This window comes from Croceibacterium selenioxidans (assembly GCF_018599195.1).
Taxonomy (GTDB): Bacteria; Pseudomonadota; Alphaproteobacteria; order Sphingomonadales; family Sphingomonadaceae; genus Croceibacterium_A; species Croceibacterium_A selenioxidans.
Map to the genome: position 1 here is coordinate 889510 of NZ_JAHFVK010000001.1, position 22021 is coordinate 911530.

Annotated in this window: 23 protein-coding genes and 2 tRNA genes; 15 read left to right on the forward strand and 10 right to left on the reverse strand. The window is 60.3% G+C overall.

Annotated features, from left to right (window positions below; genetic code table 11):
• The first annotated feature begins 143 nt into the window (after window positions 1-143).
• The 5 genes from KK137_RS04390 to KK137_RS04410 are packed head-to-tail and all read left to right on the forward strand — an operon-like array spanning window position 144 to window position 5541.
• On the forward strand, window positions 144-1178 hold the full coding sequence (locus KK137_RS04390) for an ATP-grasp domain-containing protein (RefSeq protein WP_214534806.1): 1035 nt from the start codon (window positions 144-146) through the stop codon (window positions 1176-1178).
• 1 nt (window position 1179) lies between these two features.
• Complete coding sequence (locus tag KK137_RS04395) at window positions 1180-2256, forward strand: glycosyltransferase (protein ID WP_214534808.1); 1077 nt, start codon at window positions 1180-1182, stop codon at window positions 2254-2256.
• The gene (locus tag KK137_RS04400) at window positions 2253-3257 is read left to right on the forward strand and encodes a hypothetical protein (RefSeq protein WP_214534810.1); all 1005 of its coding nucleotides are present in this window, start codon (window positions 2253-2255) and stop codon (window positions 3255-3257) included. Before KK137_RS04395 ends, KK137_RS04400 begins: the two co-directional genes overlap by 4 nt.
• The gene (locus KK137_RS04405; protein ID WP_214534813.1) at window positions 3254-4426 is read left to right on the forward strand and encodes a glycosyltransferase family 4 protein; all 1173 of its coding nucleotides are present in this window, start codon (window positions 3254-3256) and stop codon (window positions 4424-4426) included. Before KK137_RS04400 ends, KK137_RS04405 begins: the two co-directional genes overlap by 4 nt.
• Window positions 4423-5541 (forward strand): glycosyltransferase family 4 protein, encoded by a 1119-nt coding sequence (locus KK137_RS04410; protein ID WP_214534815.1) that lies wholly within the window; start codon window positions 4423-4425, stop codon window positions 5539-5541. The genes KK137_RS04405 and KK137_RS04410 overlap by 4 nt, the downstream gene beginning before the upstream one ends.
• 58 nt (window positions 5542-5599) lie before the next feature.
• Here the strand turns inward: KK137_RS04410 and KK137_RS04415 are convergent, their stop codons facing one another.
• The 3 genes from KK137_RS04415 to KK137_RS04425 all read right to left on the reverse strand — a co-directional run bounded on the left by KK137_RS04415 (window position 5600) and on the right by KK137_RS04425 (window position 8698).
• Window positions 5600-6310, reverse strand: a complete 711-nt coding sequence (locus tag KK137_RS04415; protein WP_214534823.1) for an SDR family NAD(P)-dependent oxidoreductase — start codon at window positions 6308-6310, stop codon at window positions 5600-5602.
• Entirely contained in the window at window positions 6310-7782 is a 1473-nt protein-coding gene (gene purF / locus KK137_RS04420) for an amidophosphoribosyltransferase (protein ID WP_214534824.1), read from the reverse strand. The genes KK137_RS04415 and purF overlap by 1 nt, the downstream gene beginning before the upstream one ends.
• Before the next feature lie 244 nt (window positions 7783-8026).
• Window positions 8027-8698, reverse strand: a complete 672-nt coding sequence (locus tag KK137_RS04425) for a class I SAM-dependent methyltransferase (protein ID WP_214534825.1) — start codon at window positions 8696-8698, stop codon at window positions 8027-8029.
• 448 nt (window positions 8699-9146) lie between these two features.
• Between KK137_RS04425 and KK137_RS04430 the strand changes: the two genes are divergently transcribed.
• A complete protein-coding gene (locus KK137_RS04430; protein WP_214534826.1) occupies window positions 9147-9416 on the forward strand; it encodes a hypothetical protein in 270 nt (89 codons plus the stop codon).
• A 118-nt stretch (window positions 9417-9534) separates the two neighbouring features.
• Here the strand turns inward: KK137_RS04430 and KK137_RS04435 are convergent.
• A tRNA-Pro gene (locus KK137_RS04435) sits at window positions 9535-9611 on the reverse strand.
• A 102-nt stretch (window positions 9612-9713) separates the two neighbouring features.
• Here KK137_RS04435 and thyA point away from each other — a divergent pair.
• From thyA to KK137_RS04455, 4 genes are all read left to right on the forward strand, one after another.
• Entirely contained in the window at window positions 9714-10670 is a 957-nt protein-coding gene (gene thyA / locus KK137_RS04440; protein WP_214534827.1) for a thymidylate synthase, read from the forward strand.
• Window positions 10671-10751: 81 nt separating this feature from the next.
• Window positions 10752-12032 carry a 3-methyl-2-oxobutanoate dehydrogenase (2-methylpropanoyl-transferring) subunit alpha gene (locus KK137_RS04445; protein ID WP_214534828.1) on the forward strand — a complete coding sequence of 427 codons (1281 nt, stop codon included), beginning with the start codon at window positions 10752-10754 and terminating at the stop codon, window positions 12030-12032.
• A 53-nt stretch (window positions 12033-12085) separates the two neighbouring features.
• Window positions 12086-13084: an alpha-ketoacid dehydrogenase subunit beta gene (locus KK137_RS04450; RefSeq protein ID WP_214535970.1), complete on the forward strand. Its 999-nt coding sequence runs from the start codon at window positions 12086-12088 to the stop codon at window positions 13082-13084.
• Between the two features lie 2 nt (window positions 13085-13086).
• The gene (locus tag KK137_RS04455) at window positions 13087-14400 is read left to right on the forward strand and encodes a dihydrolipoamide acetyltransferase family protein (protein ID WP_214534833.1); all 1314 of its coding nucleotides are present in this window, start codon (window positions 13087-13089) and stop codon (window positions 14398-14400) included.
• A gap of 4 nt (window positions 14401-14404) precedes the next feature.
• Here KK137_RS04455 and KK137_RS04460 read toward each other — a convergent pair whose 3' ends face one another.
• A complete protein-coding gene (locus KK137_RS04460; protein WP_214534835.1) occupies window positions 14405-14794 on the reverse strand; it encodes a molybdopterin-binding protein in 390 nt (129 codons plus the stop codon).
• 190 nt (window positions 14795-14984) lie between these two features.
• Between KK137_RS04460 and KK137_RS04465 the strand changes: the two genes are divergently transcribed.
• A tRNA-Asp gene (locus KK137_RS04465) sits at window positions 14985-15061 on the forward strand.
• Window positions 15062-15099: 38 nt separating this feature from the next.
• Here the strand turns inward: KK137_RS04465 and KK137_RS04470 are convergent.
• From KK137_RS04470 to KK137_RS04485, 4 genes are all read right to left on the reverse strand, one after another.
• A complete protein-coding gene (locus tag KK137_RS04470; protein ID WP_214534837.1) occupies window positions 15100-15312 on the reverse strand; it encodes a DUF2842 domain-containing protein in 213 nt (70 codons plus the stop codon).
• Window positions 15312-15896 carry a 5-formyltetrahydrofolate cyclo-ligase gene (locus KK137_RS04475; RefSeq protein WP_214534839.1) on the reverse strand — a complete coding sequence of 195 codons (585 nt, stop codon included), beginning with the start codon at window positions 15894-15896 and terminating at the stop codon, window positions 15312-15314. The genes KK137_RS04470 and KK137_RS04475 overlap by 1 nt, the downstream gene beginning before the upstream one ends.
• 270 nt (window positions 15897-16166) lie before the next feature.
• On the reverse strand, window positions 16167-16496 hold the full coding sequence (locus KK137_RS04480; RefSeq protein ID WP_338028022.1) for a cell division protein ZapA: 330 nt from the start codon (window positions 16494-16496) through the stop codon (window positions 16167-16169).
• Window positions 16497-16501: 5 nt separating this feature from the next.
• On the reverse strand, window positions 16502-16696 hold the full coding sequence (locus KK137_RS04485) for a hypothetical protein (RefSeq protein ID WP_214534844.1): 195 nt from the start codon (window positions 16694-16696) through the stop codon (window positions 16502-16504).
• Window positions 16697-16891: 195 nt separating this feature from the next.
• Between KK137_RS04485 and tkt the strand changes: the two genes are divergently transcribed.
• The 4 genes from tkt to KK137_RS04505 are packed head-to-tail and all read left to right on the forward strand — an operon-like array spanning window position 16892 to window position 21615.
• Window positions 16892-18874 (forward strand): transketolase, encoded by a 1983-nt coding sequence (tkt, locus tag KK137_RS04490; protein ID WP_214534846.1) that lies wholly within the window; start codon window positions 16892-16894, stop codon window positions 18872-18874.
• Between the two features lie 14 nt (window positions 18875-18888).
• Complete coding sequence (gene gap, locus KK137_RS04495) at window positions 18889-19896, forward strand: type I glyceraldehyde-3-phosphate dehydrogenase (protein ID WP_214534849.1); 1008 nt, start codon at window positions 18889-18891, stop codon at window positions 19894-19896.
• Window positions 19897-19951: 55 nt separating this feature from the next.
• Window positions 19952-20413 carry an MOSC domain-containing protein gene (locus tag KK137_RS04500; protein WP_214534851.1) on the forward strand — a complete coding sequence of 154 codons (462 nt, stop codon included), beginning with the start codon at window positions 19952-19954 and terminating at the stop codon, window positions 20411-20413.
• Complete coding sequence (locus KK137_RS04505; RefSeq protein ID WP_214534854.1) at window positions 20413-21615, forward strand: phosphoglycerate kinase; 1203 nt, start codon at window positions 20413-20415, stop codon at window positions 21613-21615. Before KK137_RS04500 ends, KK137_RS04505 begins: the two co-directional genes overlap by 1 nt.
• On the opposite strand, the gene KK137_RS04510 is transcribed toward KK137_RS04505, so the two are convergent.
• Window positions 21612-22001 (reverse strand): MlaA family lipoprotein, encoded by a 390-nt coding sequence (locus KK137_RS04510; protein ID WP_214534855.1) that lies wholly within the window; start codon window positions 21999-22001, stop codon window positions 21612-21614. The two genes, KK137_RS04505 and KK137_RS04510, sit on opposite strands and share 4 nt — an antisense overlap.
• Window positions 22002-22021: the final 20 nt, after the last annotated feature.

Sequence of the window (22021 nt, forward strand, 5' to 3'; positions counted from 1 at the left end):
GTGCTGGCCGATGAGCAATCGTCCGGAGGCGACGATATTGTCGTCAGCAACACTAGGAGAGCGAGTTTAATGCGGCGAGGTTATTGCCTACTTTCGAGGTGGTACGGGCGATTTCGCTGTTTCACCATTGAGATGGAGCAGATATGTTAGCTATCCATACCAAGGGTGCTTCCTTTGCTGCGGGATGGGTTGAATATTGTAATATTAATTCGATCCCATTCAAAGAAGTAGACTGTTTTTCTAGTGATATAATGAATGATCTAGACGGCTGTAGCGCACTGCTTTGGCATTGGTCGCATATAGATTACTTGGCTCATTTATTTGCGCGTCAATTAATAGCCTCTGTTGAGGCGAGGGGAGTGCTGGTTTTTCCTAGTACGGCAACATGCTGGCATTACGATGACAAGGTTGGTCAAAAGTACCTGCTCGATTCCATTGGTGCGCCCGCAGTTCCGAGTCATGTATTCTATGATCGGGATCGGGCGCTAAGTTGGCTGCAGCAAGCGGCCTTCCCACTCGTCTGGAAATTGCGGGGCGGCGCGGGTTCCCAAAACGTGAGATTGGTGCGGAATTTCGACGCGGCGCAAGCCATCGTGCGGCGATCGTTCGGTCGCGGTTGGCGCAGTTCTCGGTTTCATGCGCTTCGCGAAAAGATCTGGCATTTCCGCAGGCAGCCCGGACTGAACAATTTTTCCAATATCGGTCGAGGTCTGGCTCGCGTAATAGTCCCCCATGAGATTCATCGACAGCAACAAGCTGAACGCAATTACGTATATTTCCAGGACTTTGTGCCCGAAAATGACCACGATATTCGCGTTATCGTTATCGGAGAGCGGGCGATTGCGATAAAGCGGATGATCCGTGATGGTGATTTCCGCGCCTCGGGAAGTGGTCTCATTCTCCATGCCAAGGGCGAGATTCCTGAGGAATGCTTACGAATTGCATTCGACGTAACGGAGAAAATTGACTCACAATGTTGCGCTTTTGATTTCGTGCGGGACGGAAGCCGGTGGAGCATAATTGAAATCAGTTATGCCTTTTCCCTTGCGGGCTACGTCGACTGTCCGGGGTTCTGGAAGGCGGACCTGTCGTGGCATCCCGGAGCGGTGCGTCCAGAGCATTTCATGATCGAAGACGTTGTGTCCCGGCTTAATGCGAAGAACATCCTGCCTCGATAAGATGTCCCATATTGCGATCTATGTTCCCTCATTGCAGGGCGGCGGTGCCGAGCGTGTCATGGTCAGCGTGGCCAACGGACTTGCTAGTCGTGGGCATCGTGTCGATCTGGTCCTGGTGAAGGCTGAAGGACCCTATCTGTCTGAAGTGTCTGATAGGGTGAACGTGGTCGATCTCGGTCGCGGGAGGGTGATTGCGAGTGTTTGGCCGCTTATCTGCTATATGCGGCGTGAGCGGCCCGATGCGTTGTTGTCAGCGCTCTTCCATGCAAACTTTGTTGCAATCGTGGCTCGACTTTTCGCTCGAGTGCGGATGCGACTGGTGGTTAGCGAGCGCAACAGCCTTGCCAGTCTGACGGGGCGCGGGAGCTCGCTCATTCTTTGGCTGATGAGATGCCTCTACCCCCGCGCCGATGCGATCGTGGCGGTGTCGCGGGGTATCGCCGAGGAACTGATTTCAGAATTGGGATTGGCGCCTGAACGAGTAGTGGCAATCCCCAACCCGGTGGATGTCGAAGGCATAGCGGCCCTCGCGGTCCAGCGGCCGGAGCATCCGTGGCTGGCACCGGATAGCCCGCCGGTGGTCGTAGCCGTTGGCCGCTTGGAGGCACAGAAGGACTATCCGACGTTGCTGGAGGCCTTTGAAAAAGTTAGGAAGCGCCGGGATGTACGATTGGTCATCCTGGGCGAGGGAGCTTTTCTGCCGGAACTCGAACGGCGCATTGCTGATGCAAGCCTGAGCGACACTGTCATGCTTGCGGGGTTTCAGCCAAATCCGTTTGGCTGGATGGCGGCTTCGAAGGCTTATGTCCTGTCGTCGGTGTATGAGGGGTTTCCCAACAGCCTGATCCAAGCCATGGCCTGCGGAGTGCGTGTGGTAAGTACGAATTGCCCTACGGGCCCGGACGAAATCCTCGAAGGCGGGAAATGGGGCACCTTGGTTCCGGTGGGTGACGCCGATGCGCTGGCCGATGCTGTGGTCGACGCGCTGGACCGCCGCACTTGGCCCGATCCTGCCTCAATGTTGCGGAAGTTTCATCCTGACGTGATTATGGCCGATTTTGAGCGAATTTTGACATGACTGCCAGCCTGAATGCCACGAAAGCTCGAACAAACGAAGTACCGATTTCCAAGAATTGGATTCGGCGTGCGTTTCCCCTGGTCTTTGCCCTGTGTTACGCTGGCGCCTTAGCATATCTGCCAGTGGATGCCTTTACGGATAGGGATAACTATTTCGTATATGCGAATTATAGCGATCTTATTCTTGCTAGATATACTAATATAGGCTTGATATCGTTTCTGGCAAACGAGCCATTGTGGCTTTTATTAAATATAATATTATCTCAATACATTTATCCTGAGAATGTGCTGCGGGTATTCATTTTTGTGCCTGCCTTTGTGATTTCCTGGCAACTTCTGAAGCGGAATCCTGGCCATGCGATTTGGATGGTGTTGTTTCTTATCTCGCCGCAGGTTGTGAAGAATCATATCATTCATTTGCGCCAGGGCTTAGCGTTGGGCGTATTTGTACTGGGATATTTTGCGGGACCGAAGTGGTTGCGCATATGTTTAATGTTCGCGTCCGGCTTCATTCATTCGTCTTTTTTCTTTATCTTGGTGATTGGCGTCGCGGTGTGGGCATCCGACACTTTACGATCTGAACCTCGGTTACGCGCGGCGGTTCTCATCATGTGCTTTGTTACTATCGGGGTCCTGATCGGTGTCGTCTCAGGTGGGTTGGGTGCAAGACAAGCGCTCTTATACGCCGACGCTGATTTGGAGATTAGCGGATTGGGCTTTCTTTTCTGGCTGACGATGTTTGTTCTTTTTGCGTCAGCTGGATCAACTTTTCTAAAAGATAATATGTTTGCCTTTTCTAACCTCGCATTTTACCTGGCGATCTATTTCCTTACGCCTGTTGCGGGTCGAATCTTTGAAAGTGGCCTTTTTCTGGTTTTCCAAGCCGGATTAGCTCTACCGGGGTGGCGGAAGCGTTGTTTTCTCGCGGCCTTCGCAGTTCTTACAGCAGCGCAATATGCTGCGCGCGTTGGCGAGCCCCTTCTAGGGTGGGGCATCTTATGAGGTCCGTTCTCCACGTCATTACAGGTTTGCGCGACGGTGGCGCAGAAGCCGTGCTGTATCGGCTCTGCACTGAGGATCGAGACAATCGTCACTACGTCATCTCACTAGGTGATATGGGCAAGTACGGCCCTTGGCTGGCCAAAGCCGAAATTCCCGTAACATGCCTAGGCATGCCGCCAGGTCGCGTAACGTTCACCGGGATGCGAACGATGTGGCGCACCATGCGGCGGGTGCGACCCGATGCCGTGCAGACCTGGATGTATCACGCCAACTTGCTTGGTGGACTGATCGCCCGTTTTGCCGGGCTAAGGAACATCTCCTGGGGTATTCACCATAGCAGTCTCGGTTCGGGAGAAATCGCGCGTCAAACGATCTTCGTTGCCCGTTTTTCAGCGCGACTTTCGAAATTGATTCCGCGCGTGATCGTATGCTGCGCAGAACAGGCCTACAGGGTCCACGCCAAAATAGGATATGACCCTGATCGCATGTTGGTGATACCTAACGGCTATGATTTTTCTACATTTAAACCCGATCGAAACGCCGGAGTTGCTCTGCGAGCCGCGTTGAATATCGCCTCTTCTGAACGATTAATTGGCTTCGTGGCCCGCCACGATCCGCTAAAGGATCACGCCAATCTGTTTCAAGCACTGGCCATTTTGCGCGACTTGGGGCATCGGCCTATCTGCCTGTTGATCGGGAACGGCATGGTGCCCGATAACGCAGAACTGATGGAACACGTCAGCAGGTTTGGTTTGACCGATCAGGTCCGTTTCCTAGGTCCTCGCGGGGACATCCCAGCAGTTATGAACGCGTTAGATATTCACGTGATGTCGTCTAGGGGCGAGAGCTTTCCCAATGTTCTGGCAGAGGCAATGGCGTGCGGCACTCCATGTGTCTCGACCGATGTTGGCGATGCGGCTACGATATTGGGCGGTACTGGTCGAATTGTGCGACCGGGCGATCCGGCGGCACTTGCACGGGGGATCGCCGAAATGCTCGCTGAATGTGGTTCCATTCCTGCCTGGCGCGCCCGCCAACAAGCCGCTCGCCGACACATTGCGGCCAACTTCTCGCTGGATCGTATGCTCGATAGTTATCGTCGGACCTGGTTTGAATGCGAAACGCCAAGGCCGAAATCTCCCTCCACTGCGGAGGTCGGCGCAGTATGAAGATCGCCATCCTGTCAAACGGGGCGCAATCCTTGCTTAATTTTCGCGGACATTTGCTGAGGGAGATGGTTCAGGCGGGACATGAAGTTGTTGCTTTCGCACCTGATTATGACGCGACGACGCGACGGGAGATGCTGGAACTAGGTGCCTCGCCACAGCACTTTCCGATGGCACGTTCGGGTATCGGGCTTGCGCGAGAACTCTATTCAGTGGTGAAACTGAGCCGCTTACTGCGACAGCATAAGCCGGAAATCTGCTGCGCACATTTCATAAAACCAGTCATCTACGGTACGATCGCTGCTTGGCTAGCTGGCATCAAGTGCCGCTACGGTTTGATCGAGGGCCTCGGTTTCACCTTCACCGACGGAACTGAGGGAAGGCGAAAGCGAAAGCTCCTACAGATCATCATCACATTACTTGCGCGATTCGCGTTCAAGCGGATTGACTTGCTGATGTTCCAGAATCCGGATGATCTCAACGAATTCGTTACACGCCGGATCATCCGCCCTGAGAAGACTGCTCTCGCCGGGGCTTCCGGCGTCGACTTGGAGGAGTGGTCGCAATGTGAATTGCCTAAGGGACCAGTTACTTTCCTCCTCGCGGCTCGCTTGTTGCGTGACAAAGGAGTGTGGGATTACGTCGAGGCGGCGCGCATTCTGCGGACTATGGGCCTGGAAACACGATTTCTTTTATTGGGGAGCATTGATGATAACCCAGCCTCCTTTACCGAAGCTGAGGTTGAGGAATGGGTGGCGGCGGGCATTGTTGAATGGCCGGGACACGTACGCATGAAGCCCTGGCTTGCTCAAGCTCACGTGTTTGTTCTCCCCTCATATCGTGAGGGTCTACCCCGCAGTACCCAGGAGGCCATGGCTATGGGGCGCGCAGTTATTACGACCGACCGACCGGGCTGTCGTGAAACTGTCGACGATGGGGTGAACGGCTATTTGGTTCCAGTCCGCGATCCGAAATCGTTGGCGGCCGCTATGCAGCGTCTCGTCGAAAATCCTGATGAGATCGAAGCAATGGGCGAGGAAAGTCGACGGATGGCAGAAGAGCGTTTTAATGTTCATCTGCTAAATAAACGGCTGTTGGCATTCATGGAACTAATTTGAGCCTACGTGTCAATCGTCGGTCCGGCTGACCATCGATGATGATTGAACCGTCCTGCCCTTAAATCCGAATTCGACTTGCATTGACAAAGTCATTCACAAATAATTCGACAATGCGTTCCGCCACCACATCGGGGGCCTTCACTGCCTGTGGATCCTCACCAGGATAGGCACGTGCGCGCATCTGAGTGCGAGTGGCGCCTGGGTCCAGAATGGCCACCCGTGTTTCCGAAATACGCTCAATTTCCTGGGCGTAGCAAGAAAGCAGGTTGTCGAAGGCGGCCTTGGTTGCGCCATACGCTCCCCAGTACGCACGAGGTTCGGCGCCGACGCTGCTCGTAAGGCCGATAATGCGGCCGTTGCCGCTGCGTTTCAGAAGAGGATCGAATGATGCCAACAAGACTTGGGTGGCGAGAACATTCAAGGTCAGCGCCTGGTTGAGCGTCTTCAGTTCAATCTGAGTTACCGGAGCAAGCTGCGGCAGGATCGCGGCGTTGATCACCAGGATATCCAGCTTGTCCCATCGCTCTGTTACCGCCGTGGCGAGGCGCGCGATGGAGTCGCTTTCGGTAAGGTCCATCGGGGCGATGGTGGCTGAGCCACCGGCCTCGTGGATAGCTTCTTCAACTTCTTCCAGATCGCGTGCTTTGCGAGCTGTTATGACAACATGAGCGCCCGCCGCTGCTAAGGCCTTGGCGGTGGCGGCGCCGATACCGCGGCTCGCGCCAGTGACGAGCGCGACGCGCCCGGCGAGCGGCTTGTCTGCGGACATCAGGCTACCTTGTCGACTTGCAGTGGGAGCTGGGTGTCGTCGTGATGACGTTCGGCGAGGTCGGTTAGCCGTGTTGGGTAGTCCCCGGTGAAGCAGGCATCGCAATACTGCGGGCAGCTGGCATTCCGCCCCTCGTGCCCCACCGCGCGATAGAGACCGTTGATCGACACGAATGCCAGGCTGTCGGCTTGGATGAAGTCGCGCATCGCCGCCACGTCCATCCGGCCCGCGAGCAGTTTCGAACGCTCCGGAGTGTCCACCCCATAATAGCAGCCGTGCCCGGTCGGCGGGCTGGCGACACGAAAATGCACTTCCTTGGCGCCGGCATCGCGCATGATCTGCACGATCTTGAGCGACGTCGTACCACGCACGATCGAGTCGTCGATCAGGACAATGCGCTTGCCTTCGACCAACTTACGGTTGGCGTTGTGCTTGCGCTTGACGCTCGCATGACGCGCTCCGTCCGAGGGTTGGATGAAGGTCCGTCCGACATAGTGCGAACGAATGATACCAAGCTCGAAGGGTATGCCCGATTGCTGCGAGTAACCGATCGCCGCCGGGACGCCGCTGTCCGGCACCGGAACCACGAGATCGGCCTCCACCGGCGCTTCCTTGGCCAGTTCCACACCGATCTGCTTGCGCGATTCGTAGACCGAGCGGTCGTTGAAGACCGAATCCGGCCGGCTGAAATAGACGTGCTCGAAAATGCAGGGCCGGGCCTGCACGTCGCCGAAAGGCTTGTGGCTATGCACCGTGCCGTCGAGGTCGACCTCGATGAACTCGCCCGGCTCGACCTGGCGGACGAATTCTGCGCCGACGACATCGAGGGCCACCGTCTCGCTGGCGAAGACCACTGCGTCGCCAAGCTTGCCCATGACCAGTGGCCGAATGCCAAGCGGATCGCGGCAAGCCGCCATGCCGCGTGGTGTCATCACGATCAGCGAGTAGGCACCTTCCACCAGCCGCAGCGCATCGACCAGCTTGTCGAGCATCGACTTGAACCGGCTCGTCGCGACGAGGTGGATGATCACCTCCGTATCGGAGGTAGACTGGAAGATCGCACCCCGTTGTACGAGGTCGCGCTTCAAGTGCCCCGCGTTCGAGATGTTGCCATTGTGGGCCACGGCAAAGCCGCCACTCGCCAGATCGGCATAGAGCGGCTGGACGTTGCGCAGGCCTGCGCCCCCAGTCGTCGAATAACGCACGTGCCCGCCGGCCATCATGCCGGGAAGCTCCGCTATCGATTCGCCGCTTGAAAAGTTGTCCGCCACATGGCCGAGACCGCGCCGAGTGAAGAACTCGGCCCCGTCAAAGCTGGTGATGCCAACGGCCTCTTGGCCACGATGTTGCAGAGCGTGCAGCCCAAGTGCGCAAACGGCCGCCGCGTCGGTAGCACCGATCACGCCAAAAATGCCGCATTCTTCGCGCAGCTTGTCGCCGTGCTCGTCAAGGTATGGATGGGTAAGGTTCATGTATCCCACAAAGGGTCGTCAACCGCGGGCTTCCCAATGGCGACGTCGCGATCGGATTACAAGTCGTTTGGCCACTTTGCCTCAATTTGAAGCTGCATCACAGACGGACTGTCTTGCAGCGGTCACGTGAGGGTGTCTCCCGCCTCGGTCAGATCATCGCAGAGGAAGAATGCGCCTCTTGGCCATTGATCGTTCGGTTATAAGGTTGGTACATTGCAGGGGCGCGGGGTCAAGTAAAGTCTGCTCAGCGTAGCGCTCGCGCGAGATAGAAAATTGTAGATTCCAGTTCGTGATGAGACCCGCTTAAGAGACGCCAAGCATTAAACACCGCTCGCGCGGCATTGTCCTTAAAACCGCCCGCAGGATTGCGGCGACTTATGGCTTTGGCGACCTCGAATCCTCCAAAAGCAAGCTGCTCGTGCACCTGACCTACAGTGTACTCGGTTACGTGATGACGCGACATCATCGTCACGGGGCGACCTATTATTGCACGAGCAAGATTCTGAGTGCGAAACCGGCTTGGCGTCGAGATGATGACAAAGCCTTGAGGACGCAGAACTGACTTCATTCGCTCAAGCAGGCCGATCGGGTCCGTGACATGCTCCCAAAGATTGTTGCAAACCACGATGTCAAAGGGCCCTTCTGGATAGGGTGAGCGAAGCGCGTCGGCCACCGAGAAGGAGATGTCTGGGAACTGCTTATACGCCTTAGATATGGCCGAAAGTGAATAGTCGAGCGCATGGATCTCAGCCTTGGGGAAGGACTTCTGGATCTCGGCCGTGATGTGACCTTCGCCGCACCCGACATCCAAGATGCGAGGGCTCTCCGTTCCGAGTTGTTGGGTTGCACACCTGATAAGGTCGAGCGTTAAATCGATCCGACGCTGGTGGAATGGTCCGGTGATCGCCTCTTCCACGGAATAGGGATCTCCCGCCGCATACTCGTCACTCTGGTCAAGTTGATCCGGGGCGAGGTGGACAGGGAAGGGGTAGTGCTTTGCGCTCCCAACGGCTGCTCCGCCAGAGTGACGAGCGTCCATAATGATTCTCCTGGCCTAAAACAGCGAGCATAGCGTCTACGAACGGTGGTTCCAGCCCCGTCCGGTCGACTCAGTGCAGTGACGGCAGTGCTATTCTGAGCCGCACGCCGACCGTGGGGTGAGGAAGTCAGGCATCAGCTCCTCCACCTCGCAAGTGATGATAAAGTCAAAAATGAGGCCCTACCTAGTGGGAAACAGGGGGCTTTGGATTTGGTGTCGCTGCCAGATTAAGGCGTCAAGCGCACGGTGATCCGCACGGTCACCTGAGAGCGGAGACTTCGACTGATGCAGGCGGCAGGCCAGGTCGTTTCGTCCGTAGGCTGTGGTGCCGGCCAAGTTCGGCAAATTGTTCGATGAGTTTCATGGCCGCCTCATCACGGTCGCTTCCATTCGCGAGGCCTTCGCGGCGATCCTCAACGAGCTGAAGTTGCAACGCGAGCGCGAGGCGGGCCTGGAGATGATTCGCCGATCGAGAGCGACGATCAGGCTTAGACGCCTTGGTGAAGGGCATTGGGTGCAGGACGGCATGATGCTCGGGGCCATGTCAAGCTCGGCACCAGCGGCCTCTATGCCCTTCCGTATCCAGCGAATTTAGGTCGTCCGCCGCTACGTTAGGTAATCGCCGAGGAAAGCGAAGCCTGGCGTCCAGGTGCTTTCACGGGAAATGTACCGGCCATCCCATCGCCCAAAGAGGACTAAATGCTTGATGTAAATGGTCGGGGAGAGAGGATTCGAACCTCCGGCCCCTGCCTCCCGAAGACAGTGCTCTACCAGGCTGAGCTACTCCCCGACCGGCGCTCCGGGTCGAAACCCGGGGCGAGGCAGAGGCGGCCCTATAGGCACGAGGTCCCGGGCTGGCAAGCAGGCATTTGGGGTGGTAGCGAATGAAGTGATGAACACCATGGCTCCTCCCGAAAACCGCCCCGAGACCCAACATTGGGAATGGCAATATCTCGACCTCATGAGGCGTATTTGGGAGCGGGGAGACGAGCGGATCGACCGGACGGGAATCGGCACGCGCTCGATTTTTGGTCCTCAGCTGCGCTTCGATCTCGGTGGAGATCGCGTCCCTTTGCTGACGACCAAGCGAGTCTTCTGGAAAGCGGCCGCGCGCGAGATGCTTTGGTTCCTCACCGGGGAGACCAACATTCGCCCTCTGCTCGAGCAAGGCGTCACCATCTGGAGCGACTGGCCGCTCGCCAAATATCGCCAGGCGACAGGCACCGAGGTCTCGCAACAGGAGTTCGAGGCGCGAATCGTCGAAGACGAGGGCTTTGCGGCTATCTGGGGCGACCTCGGACCGGTCTACGGTAAGCAATGGGTTGACTGGCCGACTTATGAACCGGCGGGTGAGGGGCTCTTTCGCCAGGGACCGGGAATCAATCAGGTCGCTCTCTTGATCGAGGGTTTGAAAAGCAATCCCGGTGGGCGCCGCCACATTGTAGAGGGCTGGAACGTCGCCGAGCTTGATCGCATGGCGCTGCCGCCGTGCCACAAGACCTACCAGTTCCATGTCTCGGGCGAACGCCTGAACTGCCTGCTCTATCAACGCAGCTGCGATGTGGCGCTGGGCCTGCCGTTCAACTTATTCGGCGCGGCACTTCTGACCCGCATGGTCGCCGCTCAGGCTGGCTACAGTCCTGGCGAGCTGATCTGGACCGGTGGCGACACTCACCTTTACCTAAATCACGCGGAACTGGTGACGGAACAATTGGTACGGATTCCAGAGGGCGAGCCACGGCTGCTCCTCACTCGGCAACCGGACTCGATCTTCGATTACCGGTTCGAGGATTTCGAGGTCGTGGACTACGCGCCGCAAGGTCGGCTGAGCGCCCCGGTCGCGGTCTGATGCACCGTTGACCAATCGAGGGCGCGATAATAAAGTGTCCCTGTATTGCAATAAAGTTACGCGACGTCACCGGAGGTGAGGATGGTCAGGAAGAAGGCAGATGCCGGAGCCAACCGCCCCCGTTTGTCGCTGCACGTCCCCGAGCCGAAATTCCGTCCCGGCGATGCGGTCGACTATTCCGACCTCGTGATTCCCGAAGCCGGCGCGCAGCCTCGACCCGACGAAACCTGTCAGGCGTCGGACACTTACCCTCTTTGCAATGATATGATCCGCGTGTTGGGGAGCAACCATCGGGCTCACGGCCCATGGGACCCAAGACTCTCCCCCGATGCCTTGCGCCAGATCTTGAGTGACATGACCTTGGTGCGGACCTTCGATAACCGAATGTACCGTGCCCAACGTCAGGGCAAGACCAGCTTCTACCTCAAGTGCACAGGAGAGGAGGCCACCTCGGTCGCGGCGACCCGTGCGCTCGATTTCGAGGACATGATCTTCCCGTCATATCGTCAGCAGGGATGCTTGATAGCCCGCGACTATCCGATCCTGGAGATGGTCAACCAGATCTATTCCAACCGCGCCGACCGATTGAAAGGACGGCAATTGCCGATCCTCTATTCGGCCCGCTCGGCGAACTTCTTCACCATCTCGGGCAATCTTGCCACGCAACTCCCGCAGGCGACGGGCTTTGCGATGGCCAGCGCGATCAAGGGCGATAGCAAGATCGCCGCCGGCTGGGTTGGGGAGGGCTCTACGGCCGAGGGGGATTTCCATTCCGCCCTGACTTTCGCCGCGGTGTATAACGCCCCGGTGGTCTTCAATGTGATCAACAACCAGTGGGCGATCTCGAGCTTCTCGGGCATCGCCGGGGCTGAGCGCGCAACGTTTGCAGCGCGGGCGATCGGTTATGGCATCGCGGGCCTTCGCGTGGATGGCAACGACGCGCTGGCGGTCTACGCCGCGGAGCGCTGGGCGGCCGACCGAGCCCGATCGAACGCCGGACCGACGCTGATCGAGTTCTTCACTTATCGCGGTGAGGGCCATTCGACCTCCGACGACCCCAATGTCTACCGCAGCGCGCACGAGCGCGAGGAATGGCCGCTGGGCGATCCGATCGCGCGGTTGAAGGCTCACCTCATTGCCGTTGGTGAATGGTCTGACGAGCAGAATGACGCGCTCGAGCATGAGCTCGACGAGCAGGTCAAGGCAGCACAGCGCGAAGCGGAAAAGAACGGCATTCTGGGCCACGGACTCCACCATCCGTTTCACACCATGTTCGAAGACGTGTTCGAGGAATTGCCCTGGCATCTGGAAGAGCAGGCTGAACAGGCGATCAAGGAAAGGCAGATCAAGTGGCCCGACTGACCGCTGACGACGAACCCGTCACCTTGTCCGAGGCGCCTGCGCGCAGCCTGACCATGATAGAGGCTATCAACGATGCGCTCGACACCATGCTCGAGCGCGATCCCGACGTGATCCTGATGGGCGAGGACATTGGTTACTTCGGCGGTGTCTTCCGTTGCACGGCGGGTCTCCAGGAAAAATATGGACACACGCGCGTGTTCGATACGCCGATCAGCGAATGCGGCATTATCGGCGTTGCGGTGGGGATGGGGGCCTATGGATTGCGGCCGGTGCCCGAGATCCAGTTCGCGGACTACATCTATCCGGGCCTCGACCAGTTGATCAGCGAAGCCGCGCGGCTGCGCTATCGTTCGGCCGGAGAATTCATTGCTCCGCTGACCGTACGCAGTCCGTTTGGAGGCGGAATATTCGGCGGGCAGACGCATAGCCAGAGTCCCGAAGCGCTCTTTACTCATGTGGCGGGACTCAAGACCGTGGTGCCGAGCACTCCGCACGACGCCAAGGGGCTGCTGATCGCGGCGATAGAGGACAACGATCCGGTCGTGTTCTTCGAGCCCAAGCGGATCTACAACGGTCCTTTCGACGGATACTACGACCGCCCGACGCGGCCGTGGAAGGATCATCCTGATGCCCGGGTCCCCGAAGGCTATTACTCGATCCCGCTCGGCAAGGCCCGGATCGTCCGCGAAGGCTCGGCGCTTACGGTGCTCGCCTATGGCACGATGGTCCACGTGGCCGAGGGTGTGTGTCGCGAGAAAGGCGTCGATGCCGAGATCATCGACCTGCGGACGCTGGTTCCCTTGGACATAGAGGCTGTGGAAAACTCCGTGGAAAAGACGGGCAAATGCCTCGTGCTACACGAAGCCACACGGACCTCGGGCTTCGGCGCCGAGCTGGCTGCGCTGGTACAGGAACGCTGCTTCTACCACCTCGAGGCTCCGGTCGAGCGGGTTACCGGTTTCGACACGCCGTACCCTCATAGCCTCGAATGGGCCTACTTCCCGGGTCCGATCCGTGTGGGGGAAGCGATCGACAAGCTGTTGGAGGCGTAAGGATGGGGCGCTTCACTTTCAAATTGCCGGATATCGGCGAGGGCATCGCTGAGGCTGAGATTGTCGCCTGGTACGTCAAGGTCGGGGACCGGGTTGAAGAGGACGGCCGCCTGGCCGATCTCATGACCGACAAGGCCACGGTCGAGATGGAGAGCCCGCGCGCGGGTGTCGTGCTCGAAGTGGCGGGCGAAGTGGGTGACGTGATCGCCATTGGTTCTCCGCTGGTGGTGCTTGAGGTCGATGGCGAGATTGAGGAGCGTCCTTCCACAAGCTCGGGACAAGCGGAAGTCGGGGAAAAGGTCACCGACGTTCGGCCGGCGCCACAAGCAGCTCCTCAGACGCCCCCCCAACCACCGGCTGCTCCGCCGGAGCCCGTTCGTCCTGAACCTGCCGTTGCGCCCAGGCCAAGCCCGCCGCCAGTAGCGAGGGCACCCAAGGCAGCCGCCAAGGTTCTCGCGAGCCCAGCCGTTCGCGCTAGAGCAAAGGAGCTTGGGATCGAGCTTTCCGATGTCCGTCCCGCGGAGGGCGAGCGGATTCGTCATGCCGATCTGGACGCGTTCATTTCGTATGGCGGAGCGAGCGGATATGCACCGGCCGGGGTCACAGGGCAGGACCAGGTGATCAAGGTTGTCGGCCTGCGTCGCCGCATCGCCGAAAACATGGCGGCCTCGAAGCGGAACATTCCCCATTTCACTTACGTCGAGGAATGCGACGTCACCGAACTCGAGAAGCTGCGCGCCGATCTCAACGCCAATCGTGGCGCGAGGCCGAAGCTGACGCTGTTGCCCTTGTTGATCGTCGCGGTCTGCCGCGCGCTGCCGAAGTTCCCGATGCTCAACGCGCGCTATGATGACGAGGCGGGCGTGGTAACCCGGTACGGCACGGTGCACATGGGCATGGCGGCGATGACCGAGGCCGGTTTGATGGTGCCGGTCCTTCGCGATGCTCAAACGCTGAACCTATGGCAACTGGCCGCCGAGATCGTTCGCTTGGCCGAAGCGGCAAGGGACGGGAAGGCCAAGTCGGAGGAGCTTTCGGGTTCGACGTTCACGCTAACCTCGCTCGGTCCTCTCGGGGGTATTGCGTCGACCCCGGTGATCAACCGGCCCGAAGTCGCGATCCTCGCGCCGAACCGCATTGTCGAACGTCCGATGTTCGTGCCCGATGGCATGGGGGGTGAACGGGTCGAGAAGCGCAAGCTGATGAACCTTTCCATCAGCTGCGACCATCGCGTGGTCGATGGCTATGACGCGGCGGCTTTCGTGCAGGAGGTCAAGCGCCTCATCGAGACGCCCGTGCTGCTCCTGGCCAACTAGGGCCTCAGCGAACGATCGCCCGATAGCTCAATCGGCCAGCGCTGCCTTCGAGGCGCCAGCGCAAGTGTGTCGTGGCTTGAGGGATATGTTCCGGATCGGCGAGTCGCTGCCACGAGCGTCCGCCATCGAGCGATATCTCGACGTTTGCGTGGCTGGCACTTTGGACCGCGAGACCGGCGGGTACCGGACTGACCACCGTGTACGATCCGTCCTCTGGCGCGTCCCAGCTGAGAATCGTCACCACGCGGTCTCCGCGCAGCAATTGGGTGGCAGGTTCGACCTGCATCGCCCCGCCGACCCAGCGTTCGAGATAGACAGAGCGGTCGATCGCGATTCGTTGCGCGCTAGCTGGAGTTGCGGCGACCAGAGCCGCCATCGCAATCGCCCAACGCATGGTCCCCACTCTCCCACGCGGCAGTCGCCGCAACCGGGGGCTGGGTGGGGTCCAAGTCGCAAAAATATGGTTAACAAGGACGCAATTTGTGCGGTCCGCGCCAGGCTCGCGATATGTTTGCGTCGGGCTGTTGACAGCCCCCAAACGCTTCTCTAGTGGCGCGGCTCCCAAGCGGTGCACGCCTAAATACGCGGGTGTAGCTCAGTTGGTTAGAGCGCCGGCCTGTCACGCCGGAGGTCGCGGGTTCAAGTCCCGTCACTCGCGCCACTTGGGACCTTTTCAGCACGGTTATGGAATGGGGCTTTTCAGCCCCAGCGGCCGGTTTCCATCCAGATCAGGAAGCGCCTCAGCGGCAGCAGCCACACGACGCCCAGGGTCAAATAGACAGCAGCCTGCAGCAGCGTATGCAACTGCTCGATCCACTGCGAGGCCCACACCACCGCCGCGGCGTAGAGAGCGAGGCAGAACGTCAGTGCCAGCACGCCGAGGGGAATTCGCAGGGTCGGCTTGTCGCGCATCAGAACGGCCCCAGAACGCGCGTTGGAGTGATGATCGCGCTTAGCCGCATGTCATGCAGCTCGATCGGCAACTCGGGCACTTCCTGGACGTCCCAGGCCATGCCGATGGCGACGGTCTGAGGATGGGCGGCCAGGAAGCGGTCGTAGTATCCGCCGCCTTGGCCCAGGCGGTCGCCCTGGGGGGTGAAGCCGACCAGCGGCATGAACAACACCTCAGGCACGACGACCGGCGCATCCAGGCCCGGCTGGCGCAGGCCCCAGACGCCGCTTTCCAGATCGCTCTCCTCGTAGGGATCGGTGTGAAGGCGGAATTCCATCGGCTTGTCGAGAGTGGTCACTCGCGGCAATGCGATCCGGTTGCCGCGCTCGAAGAAGAACCGAATGTAACCGCGCGAGGGTGCTTCACCGATGTCGGAGCGATAGAGCCCGATTGTCGCTCCTTCGGGCACGAACTCAAGCACCTGTGCCGGCGGGCGGTTGAAAACCAGCGCACTCACTTCCGGGGGAAGGGCTTCAGCGTGTGCGCGGCGCTTGCGGCGGAGTTCGGTCCGCAGCTGTTTCTTCAGGTCGATGACGTCGGACATGGGCCCGACTTTGCCGTCGGTTCAAGGCAGAGTCGAGAAACGAACAGTTTGGCCCTGAGAAGGAGGGGGAAGAGACCCGGGTGGAGAAGTGGCGGAACCACCATGGGTCGTTGCCGGGAAATCCTCTGACGCCTCAACGTCAGGTGGGCGCCGTATGCACCGAACCTCAGGACGAACCCGTGATCCGGGCAGGGACAGCTCCCATGGATTGCTTATAGCCTCAGGGATATTCACTAACGGCTCGTGCCGGGCAGTCCCGCCAAACCCTATCTAGGCGTTCGCTCCGGCATCCTCAAGGCGCTTGGCCAGATCTTCGAGTCTTTCAGCCAGGCTTTCCAGCGCCTCGGCGGCTCCCGCTTCGCTTGACCCCTCGTCTGACTGAGCGATCTGCGCTGCAGATTGCTTTGCGGATTCGATCTCGTCCAGTTCGTCAGCGAGCAAGAGTGCGGCAAAAAGGAGGGTCCGGGATTCCGCCTGTCCCGCCAGGTTCGGGATACCCTGCAGCTTGTGGTCGATCGAACGCGCCAGCCTGCCGATGTGGGATTCCTGGCCCGCATCGCACGCGACGGTGTAGCTGCGGCCGGCTATCGAGACAGTCACGTTGCTCAACTTTCGAGCTTTCCGATCAACCGGTCGAGCTCTCCCAGAACAGCCCCCGCTTCGTCCCGCAGCACTTCATATTTCTGCTGAAGTTCGGGATCGCCGCCTCCTGAGCCCGCCGAGCTCCGCGCCGCGGCCTCTATCCGATTTGCCGCGGCGTCGATTCTGGCCAGCGCTTGCGCGATGCGATCTCCCGCCATGCTGGACGATTTACTGGAAAGTCCCTTTAGAGGCAAAGCGTTGCCCGGATGACCTGTGAATAAACCTGCGCTCCGTCTGAACGGTTGGGCGGACGGTGCCGCGCTTGACCGGGGGCGGGGCGTATCCCAATGAGCGCGGCAATCGAGTCGGGGTCGAATCGGCCCTTGGTTCCCACGTTTGTCCGGAGCACCTGAATGAGCCTTGATTCCGCCCGTCTCGCGCCGATGGCCAATGCCATCCGTGCTCTCTCGATGGACGCGGTCCAGGCGGCCAACATCGGTCACCCGGGCATGCCCATGGGCATGGCCGATGTCGCCACGGTGCTGTGGTCGGAATTCCTGAAGTTTGATCCGGCAGATCCGCATTGGCCGGATCGTGACCGCTTCGTGCTTTCGGCTGGTCACGGTTCAATGCTGATTTACGCGCTGCTTCACCTGACCGGGTACGAGCGGCCGACGATGGATGACATCCGCAACTTTCGGCAACTCGGCAGCCCTTGCGCGGGTCACCCTGAGAATTTCCTCCTCGACGGCGTGGAAGCGACTACCGGTCCGCTCGGTCAGGGTCTGGCTATGGCGGTCGGCATGGCGATTGCCGAGCGTCACCTCAACGCGAAGTTTGGCGACGAGCTGGTCGATCACCACACCTGGGTGATCGCGGGTGACGGTTGCCTGATGGAAGGAATCAACCACGAGGCGATCGGTCTTGCGGGGCACCTTGGCCTTGGCCGTCTCATTGTGCTTTGGGACGATAACGACGTCACCATCGACGGCCACACAGATCTTTCGACCAGCGAAGACATCCCCGCTCGCTATCGCGCCACCGGCTGGCACACCGTGGCCTGTGACGGGCACGACCCGGCAGACATCCGCCGGGCACTGGCCGAAGCCAAGGCCGATCCGCGGCCGTCCCTGGTCGCCTGCAAGACGGTGATCGGCAAGGGTGCCCCCAACAAGCAGGGCACTTCGGCCGTGCACGGCAACCCTCTGGGCGCGGACGAAATCGCGGCCGCGCGCGTCTATCTCGGCTGGGACGCTCCGGCATTCGAAATTCCGGCGGACATCATGTCCGATTGGCGCTCGCTCGGCGCAAAGGGCGCCCAGGCCAACCGCGATTGGCAGGGCCGTCTCGGTGGCAGTGCGCTGAAGGGCGATTTCGAAGGGCAGCTTGGTGAGGTCGCCTCGCATGCCTGGCCGATCCTCGAGCCGCACATCGCCACGCTTGCCAAGGATCCGCCCAAGGTGGCCTCGCGCAAGGCCTCGGAGATGGCTCTGGAGCCGCTCACTCAGCAACTGCCCCAACTGATCGGAGGCTCTGCCGACCTCACGGGGTCGAACAACACCAAGACTTCGGTGACCAAGCCGTTCTCGAAGAACGACTACTCCGGCCGTTATCTTTATTACGGCATCCGTGAGTTCGGGATGTCCGCGGCGATGAACGGCATGGCGCTGCATGGCGGTGTCGTGCCTTACGGTGGCACCTTCCTGGTCTTCTCCGATTACTGCCGCAACGCGATCCGGCTTTCGGCGTTGCAGCAAGTGCGCGTGGTTTACGTCCTGACGCACGATTCGATTGGCTTGGGTGAAGACGGCCCAACGCACCAGCCGGTCGAACATGTGATGAGCTTGCGGCTGATCCCGAACCTCAACGTGTTCCGTCCGGCCGACGCGATCGAGACGGCCGAATGCTGGGCTCTGGCGCTCGGCACGCCCAAGACGCCGTCGGTGCTTTCGCTGACCCGTCAGAACCTGCCGCCTGTGCGCGACGATGCTAGCGCCGAGAACCGCTCCGCGCGCGGCGCTTACCGCCTCCGGGCTGCCACGGCCGAGCGTAAGGTCGTCCTGGTGGCCACGGGTTCGGAAGTTCACGTTGCCGTCGCCTGTGCCGAGCAGCTCGAGAGCGAAGGGATCGGTGCTGACGTGGTTTCGATGCCCTGCATGGAACTGTTCCAGGTTCAGGACGAAGCTTACCGCAAGGATTTGCTGCCTGCCGACGTGCTCAAGGTCTCGGTAGAGGCCGGGGTCACTCTGGGCTGGGAGCGGTTCATTGGTAACGATGGCCTCGCCATTGGTCTTGACCGCTTCGGCGCTTCGGCCCCGGCCGAAGTGCTCTTCCGTCATTTCGGCTTTTCGGCGGAAGCCATCGTTCCGAAAATCAAAGACAAGCTAGCAGTTTAACAGGAGTACTTGGCATGGCGACTAAGGTTGCGATCAACGGTTTCGGGCGCATTGGACGGCTGGTAGCCCGCGCCATTCTGGAGCGCACCGACCACGATCTCGACCTGGTCGCGATCAACGACCTGGCGGATCCCAAGGCCAATGCCCTCCTGTTCGCATACGATTCCACCCATGGCCGCTTCCCCGGCACGGTAACTTCTGACGGTGACAGCATCACCGTGAACGGCAAGCGGATCGCGGTTACCAAGGAACGCGACCCGGGCAAGTTGCCGCACAAGGAAATGGGCGTGGAACTCGTGCTCGAATGCACGGGTTTCTTCCAGTCCGACGAAGCGAGCCGACCGCATCTGGCTGCAGGCGCAAAGCGCGTCCTGATCTCGGCGCCGGCGACGGGTGTCTCCAAGACGATCGTGTTCGGCGTCAATCAGGACACCCTGACTGCCGAGGACGTGATCGTCTCGAATGCCAGCTGCACCACCAACTGCCTGGCGCCAGTCGCCAAGGTACTCAACGACACCGTGGGTATCGAGCGCGGCTTCATGACAACGGTCCACAGCTACACCAACGACCAGCGTATGCTCGATCAGATCCATTCGGACCTGCGCCGGGCGCGGGCCGGGGCGGTGAACATGATTCCGACGACCACCGGCGCCGCTCGTGCGGTCGGCCTGGTGCTGCCGGAGCTCAAGGGCAAGCTCGACGGCTCTTCCGTGCGTGTGCCGACGCCCAACGTCAGCTTGATCGACCTCGTTTTCACTCCTGGTCGCGACACGACGGCCGAAGAGCTGAACGCCGCGCTGAAGGCTGCGGCCGAGGGTCCGATGAAGGGCGTGCTGGACTTTACCGACCAGCCGCTCGTCAGCAGCGACTTCAATCACCAGCCGGCGAGTTCGACTGTCGACAGCCTGGAAACAGCGGTTCTCGAGGGCAAGCTCGCCCGCGTTGTGTCCTGGTACGACAACGAGTGGGGCTTCTCCAACCGGATGATCGACACCGCCGGGGTGATGGTCAAGTTCCTGTGATCCCATACTGGTCGTCTCAGCAAGCGCTGGGGTGACAGGGCTGAGGTGGCGCGCGATGACGACGGGAAAACTCGCAGGAATCGCCCGCCACGCTCAACCCAAAGGGCCCATGGAAACTCTTGGCGTGGCTTCGGTGACTGTCGCCGAGGGAGTGCGAGGCGACTTCCGCGGGGCGCGCGCGGCGATGAGGCCAGGCCGCAAGCGGCAGGTTACCTTGATCGAGGTCGATGGCTGGCAATCAGCGCTCGTTGAGGCCGGGGCTTCGATCGATTGGTGGCAATCGCGGCGCAACTTGCTGGTCGCGGGCCTGCGCATTCCGCGAGAGCCCGGTACGCTGGTGCAGATCGGCTCGTCCCTGGTGCTCGAAGTGACTAGCGAATGCGATCCTTGCGAACGCATGGACGCGCTACACGACGGTTTGCGCCTGGCCATGACGCCCGACTGGCGCGGCGGTTTCGCGGCGCGCGTTATTGAAGACGGTGAGGTCGCGATCGGCGACGAGGTAAGGATTCTCTGATGGCTACATTCCGCACGCTCGACGATCTCGGCGACATCAAGGGCAAGGTCGCTCTCGTCCGTGTCGATCTCAACCTGCCGATGAGCGATGGCCGCGCCACCGATCTCACGCGGGCTCGTGCGGTGGCCCCAACAATACTCGAGCTGGCAGATGCTGGGGCTAAGGTTCTCCTCCTCGCCCATTTCGGACGCCCGAAGGGAGAGCGGCATTCGACCTTGTCGACCAGCCTGATCCAGGGCGCGGTCGAAGGAGTGCTCGGGCGTGAGGTGATGTTCATTCCCGAGGTGGCGGGTCCGGTGGTGGCTCAGTCCGTCGGCATCCTGCGGGCCGGCGACATTGGGCTGCTCGAAAACACGCGCTTCTGGCCCGGCGAAGAAGAGAATGACCCGGCTTTCGCGCAGGCGATCGCCGACAACGGCGATTTCTACGTCAACGACGCGTTCTCCGCATCGCATCGCGCGCATGCTTCGACCGAAGGTCTGGCGCATCTGCTGCCTGCCTACGCCGGCCGTGCGATGCAGGCCGAACTCGAAGCGCTAGGGAAGGCGCTCGGTAGTCCTGAGAAGCCCGTGGCGGCGGTTGTGGGCGGCGCCAAGGTATCAACCAAGCTCGCCGTGCTCGAACACCTCGTCAGCCGCGTCGACCACCTGATCATCGGCGGCGGAATGGCCAACACTTTCCTGGCGGCGCGCGGAATCGATGTGGGCAAGAGCCTGTGCGAACACGACCTTGCCGCCAAGGCCGAGTCGATTCTCGACGCTGCCGACGCTGCCGGCTGCACGGTGCATTTGCCGTATGACGTCGTGGTGGCGAAGGAATTTGCCGCCAATCCTCCGAGCTTGCGGATCTGCAACGTGCACGAGGTCGCCGCAGACGAGATGATCCTCGATGTGGGGCCACAGGCCGTTGAGGCGCTAGGCGATGCGCTGAAGACGTGCCGGACGCTGGTGTGGAACGGTCCGCTCGGCGCATTCGAAACGCCGCCATTCGACGCTGCTACAGTGTCGCTCGCAAAGACCGCGGCGGCGCTTACCCGGGAAGGGTCGCTGATCTCCGTCGCAGGCGGGGGAGACACCGTGGCGGCACTCAATCACGCCGGCGTGGCGGACCAGTTCACCTATGTTTCAACCGCAGGTGGCGCTTTCCTCGAATGGATGGAGGGGCGCGAGTTGCCGGGCGTAGCGGCGCTAGAAAGGGCCTAAAGCCCCCCGGCGAACCTGAAGCCAAAGCGATAGGGCTTTTGGGTTCCGGCTTGTTCGCCTGCCATAAGGTCCGGCTGGACCTCGACCAGTGAGAGCTGGCCGTCGGCCACCTGCACCGGCTTGTCCGTCGAAATCTCGTGGGTTTCGCTGCGCGAGCCGAGGTCGACCTTGATCGATAGCCGCGTCCTTCCGGCCCAGATGCATCGCGCATTCATTGGGCATCGGCTGTCTTCGAGCACTGCGATGGGTGTGACGTAGGGTCCGTCGACATAGACCCGTTCGTTGAGGCCGGCCCGGGAGATGCCGTCTTGCGGCTCGCTAGGCGCGGGGGTCGTCGCGCAAGCCGTCAGTACGACCGGCGCCACCAGGGCTAATGCGAACCTCATCCACTCATTCTCCTCGGAAG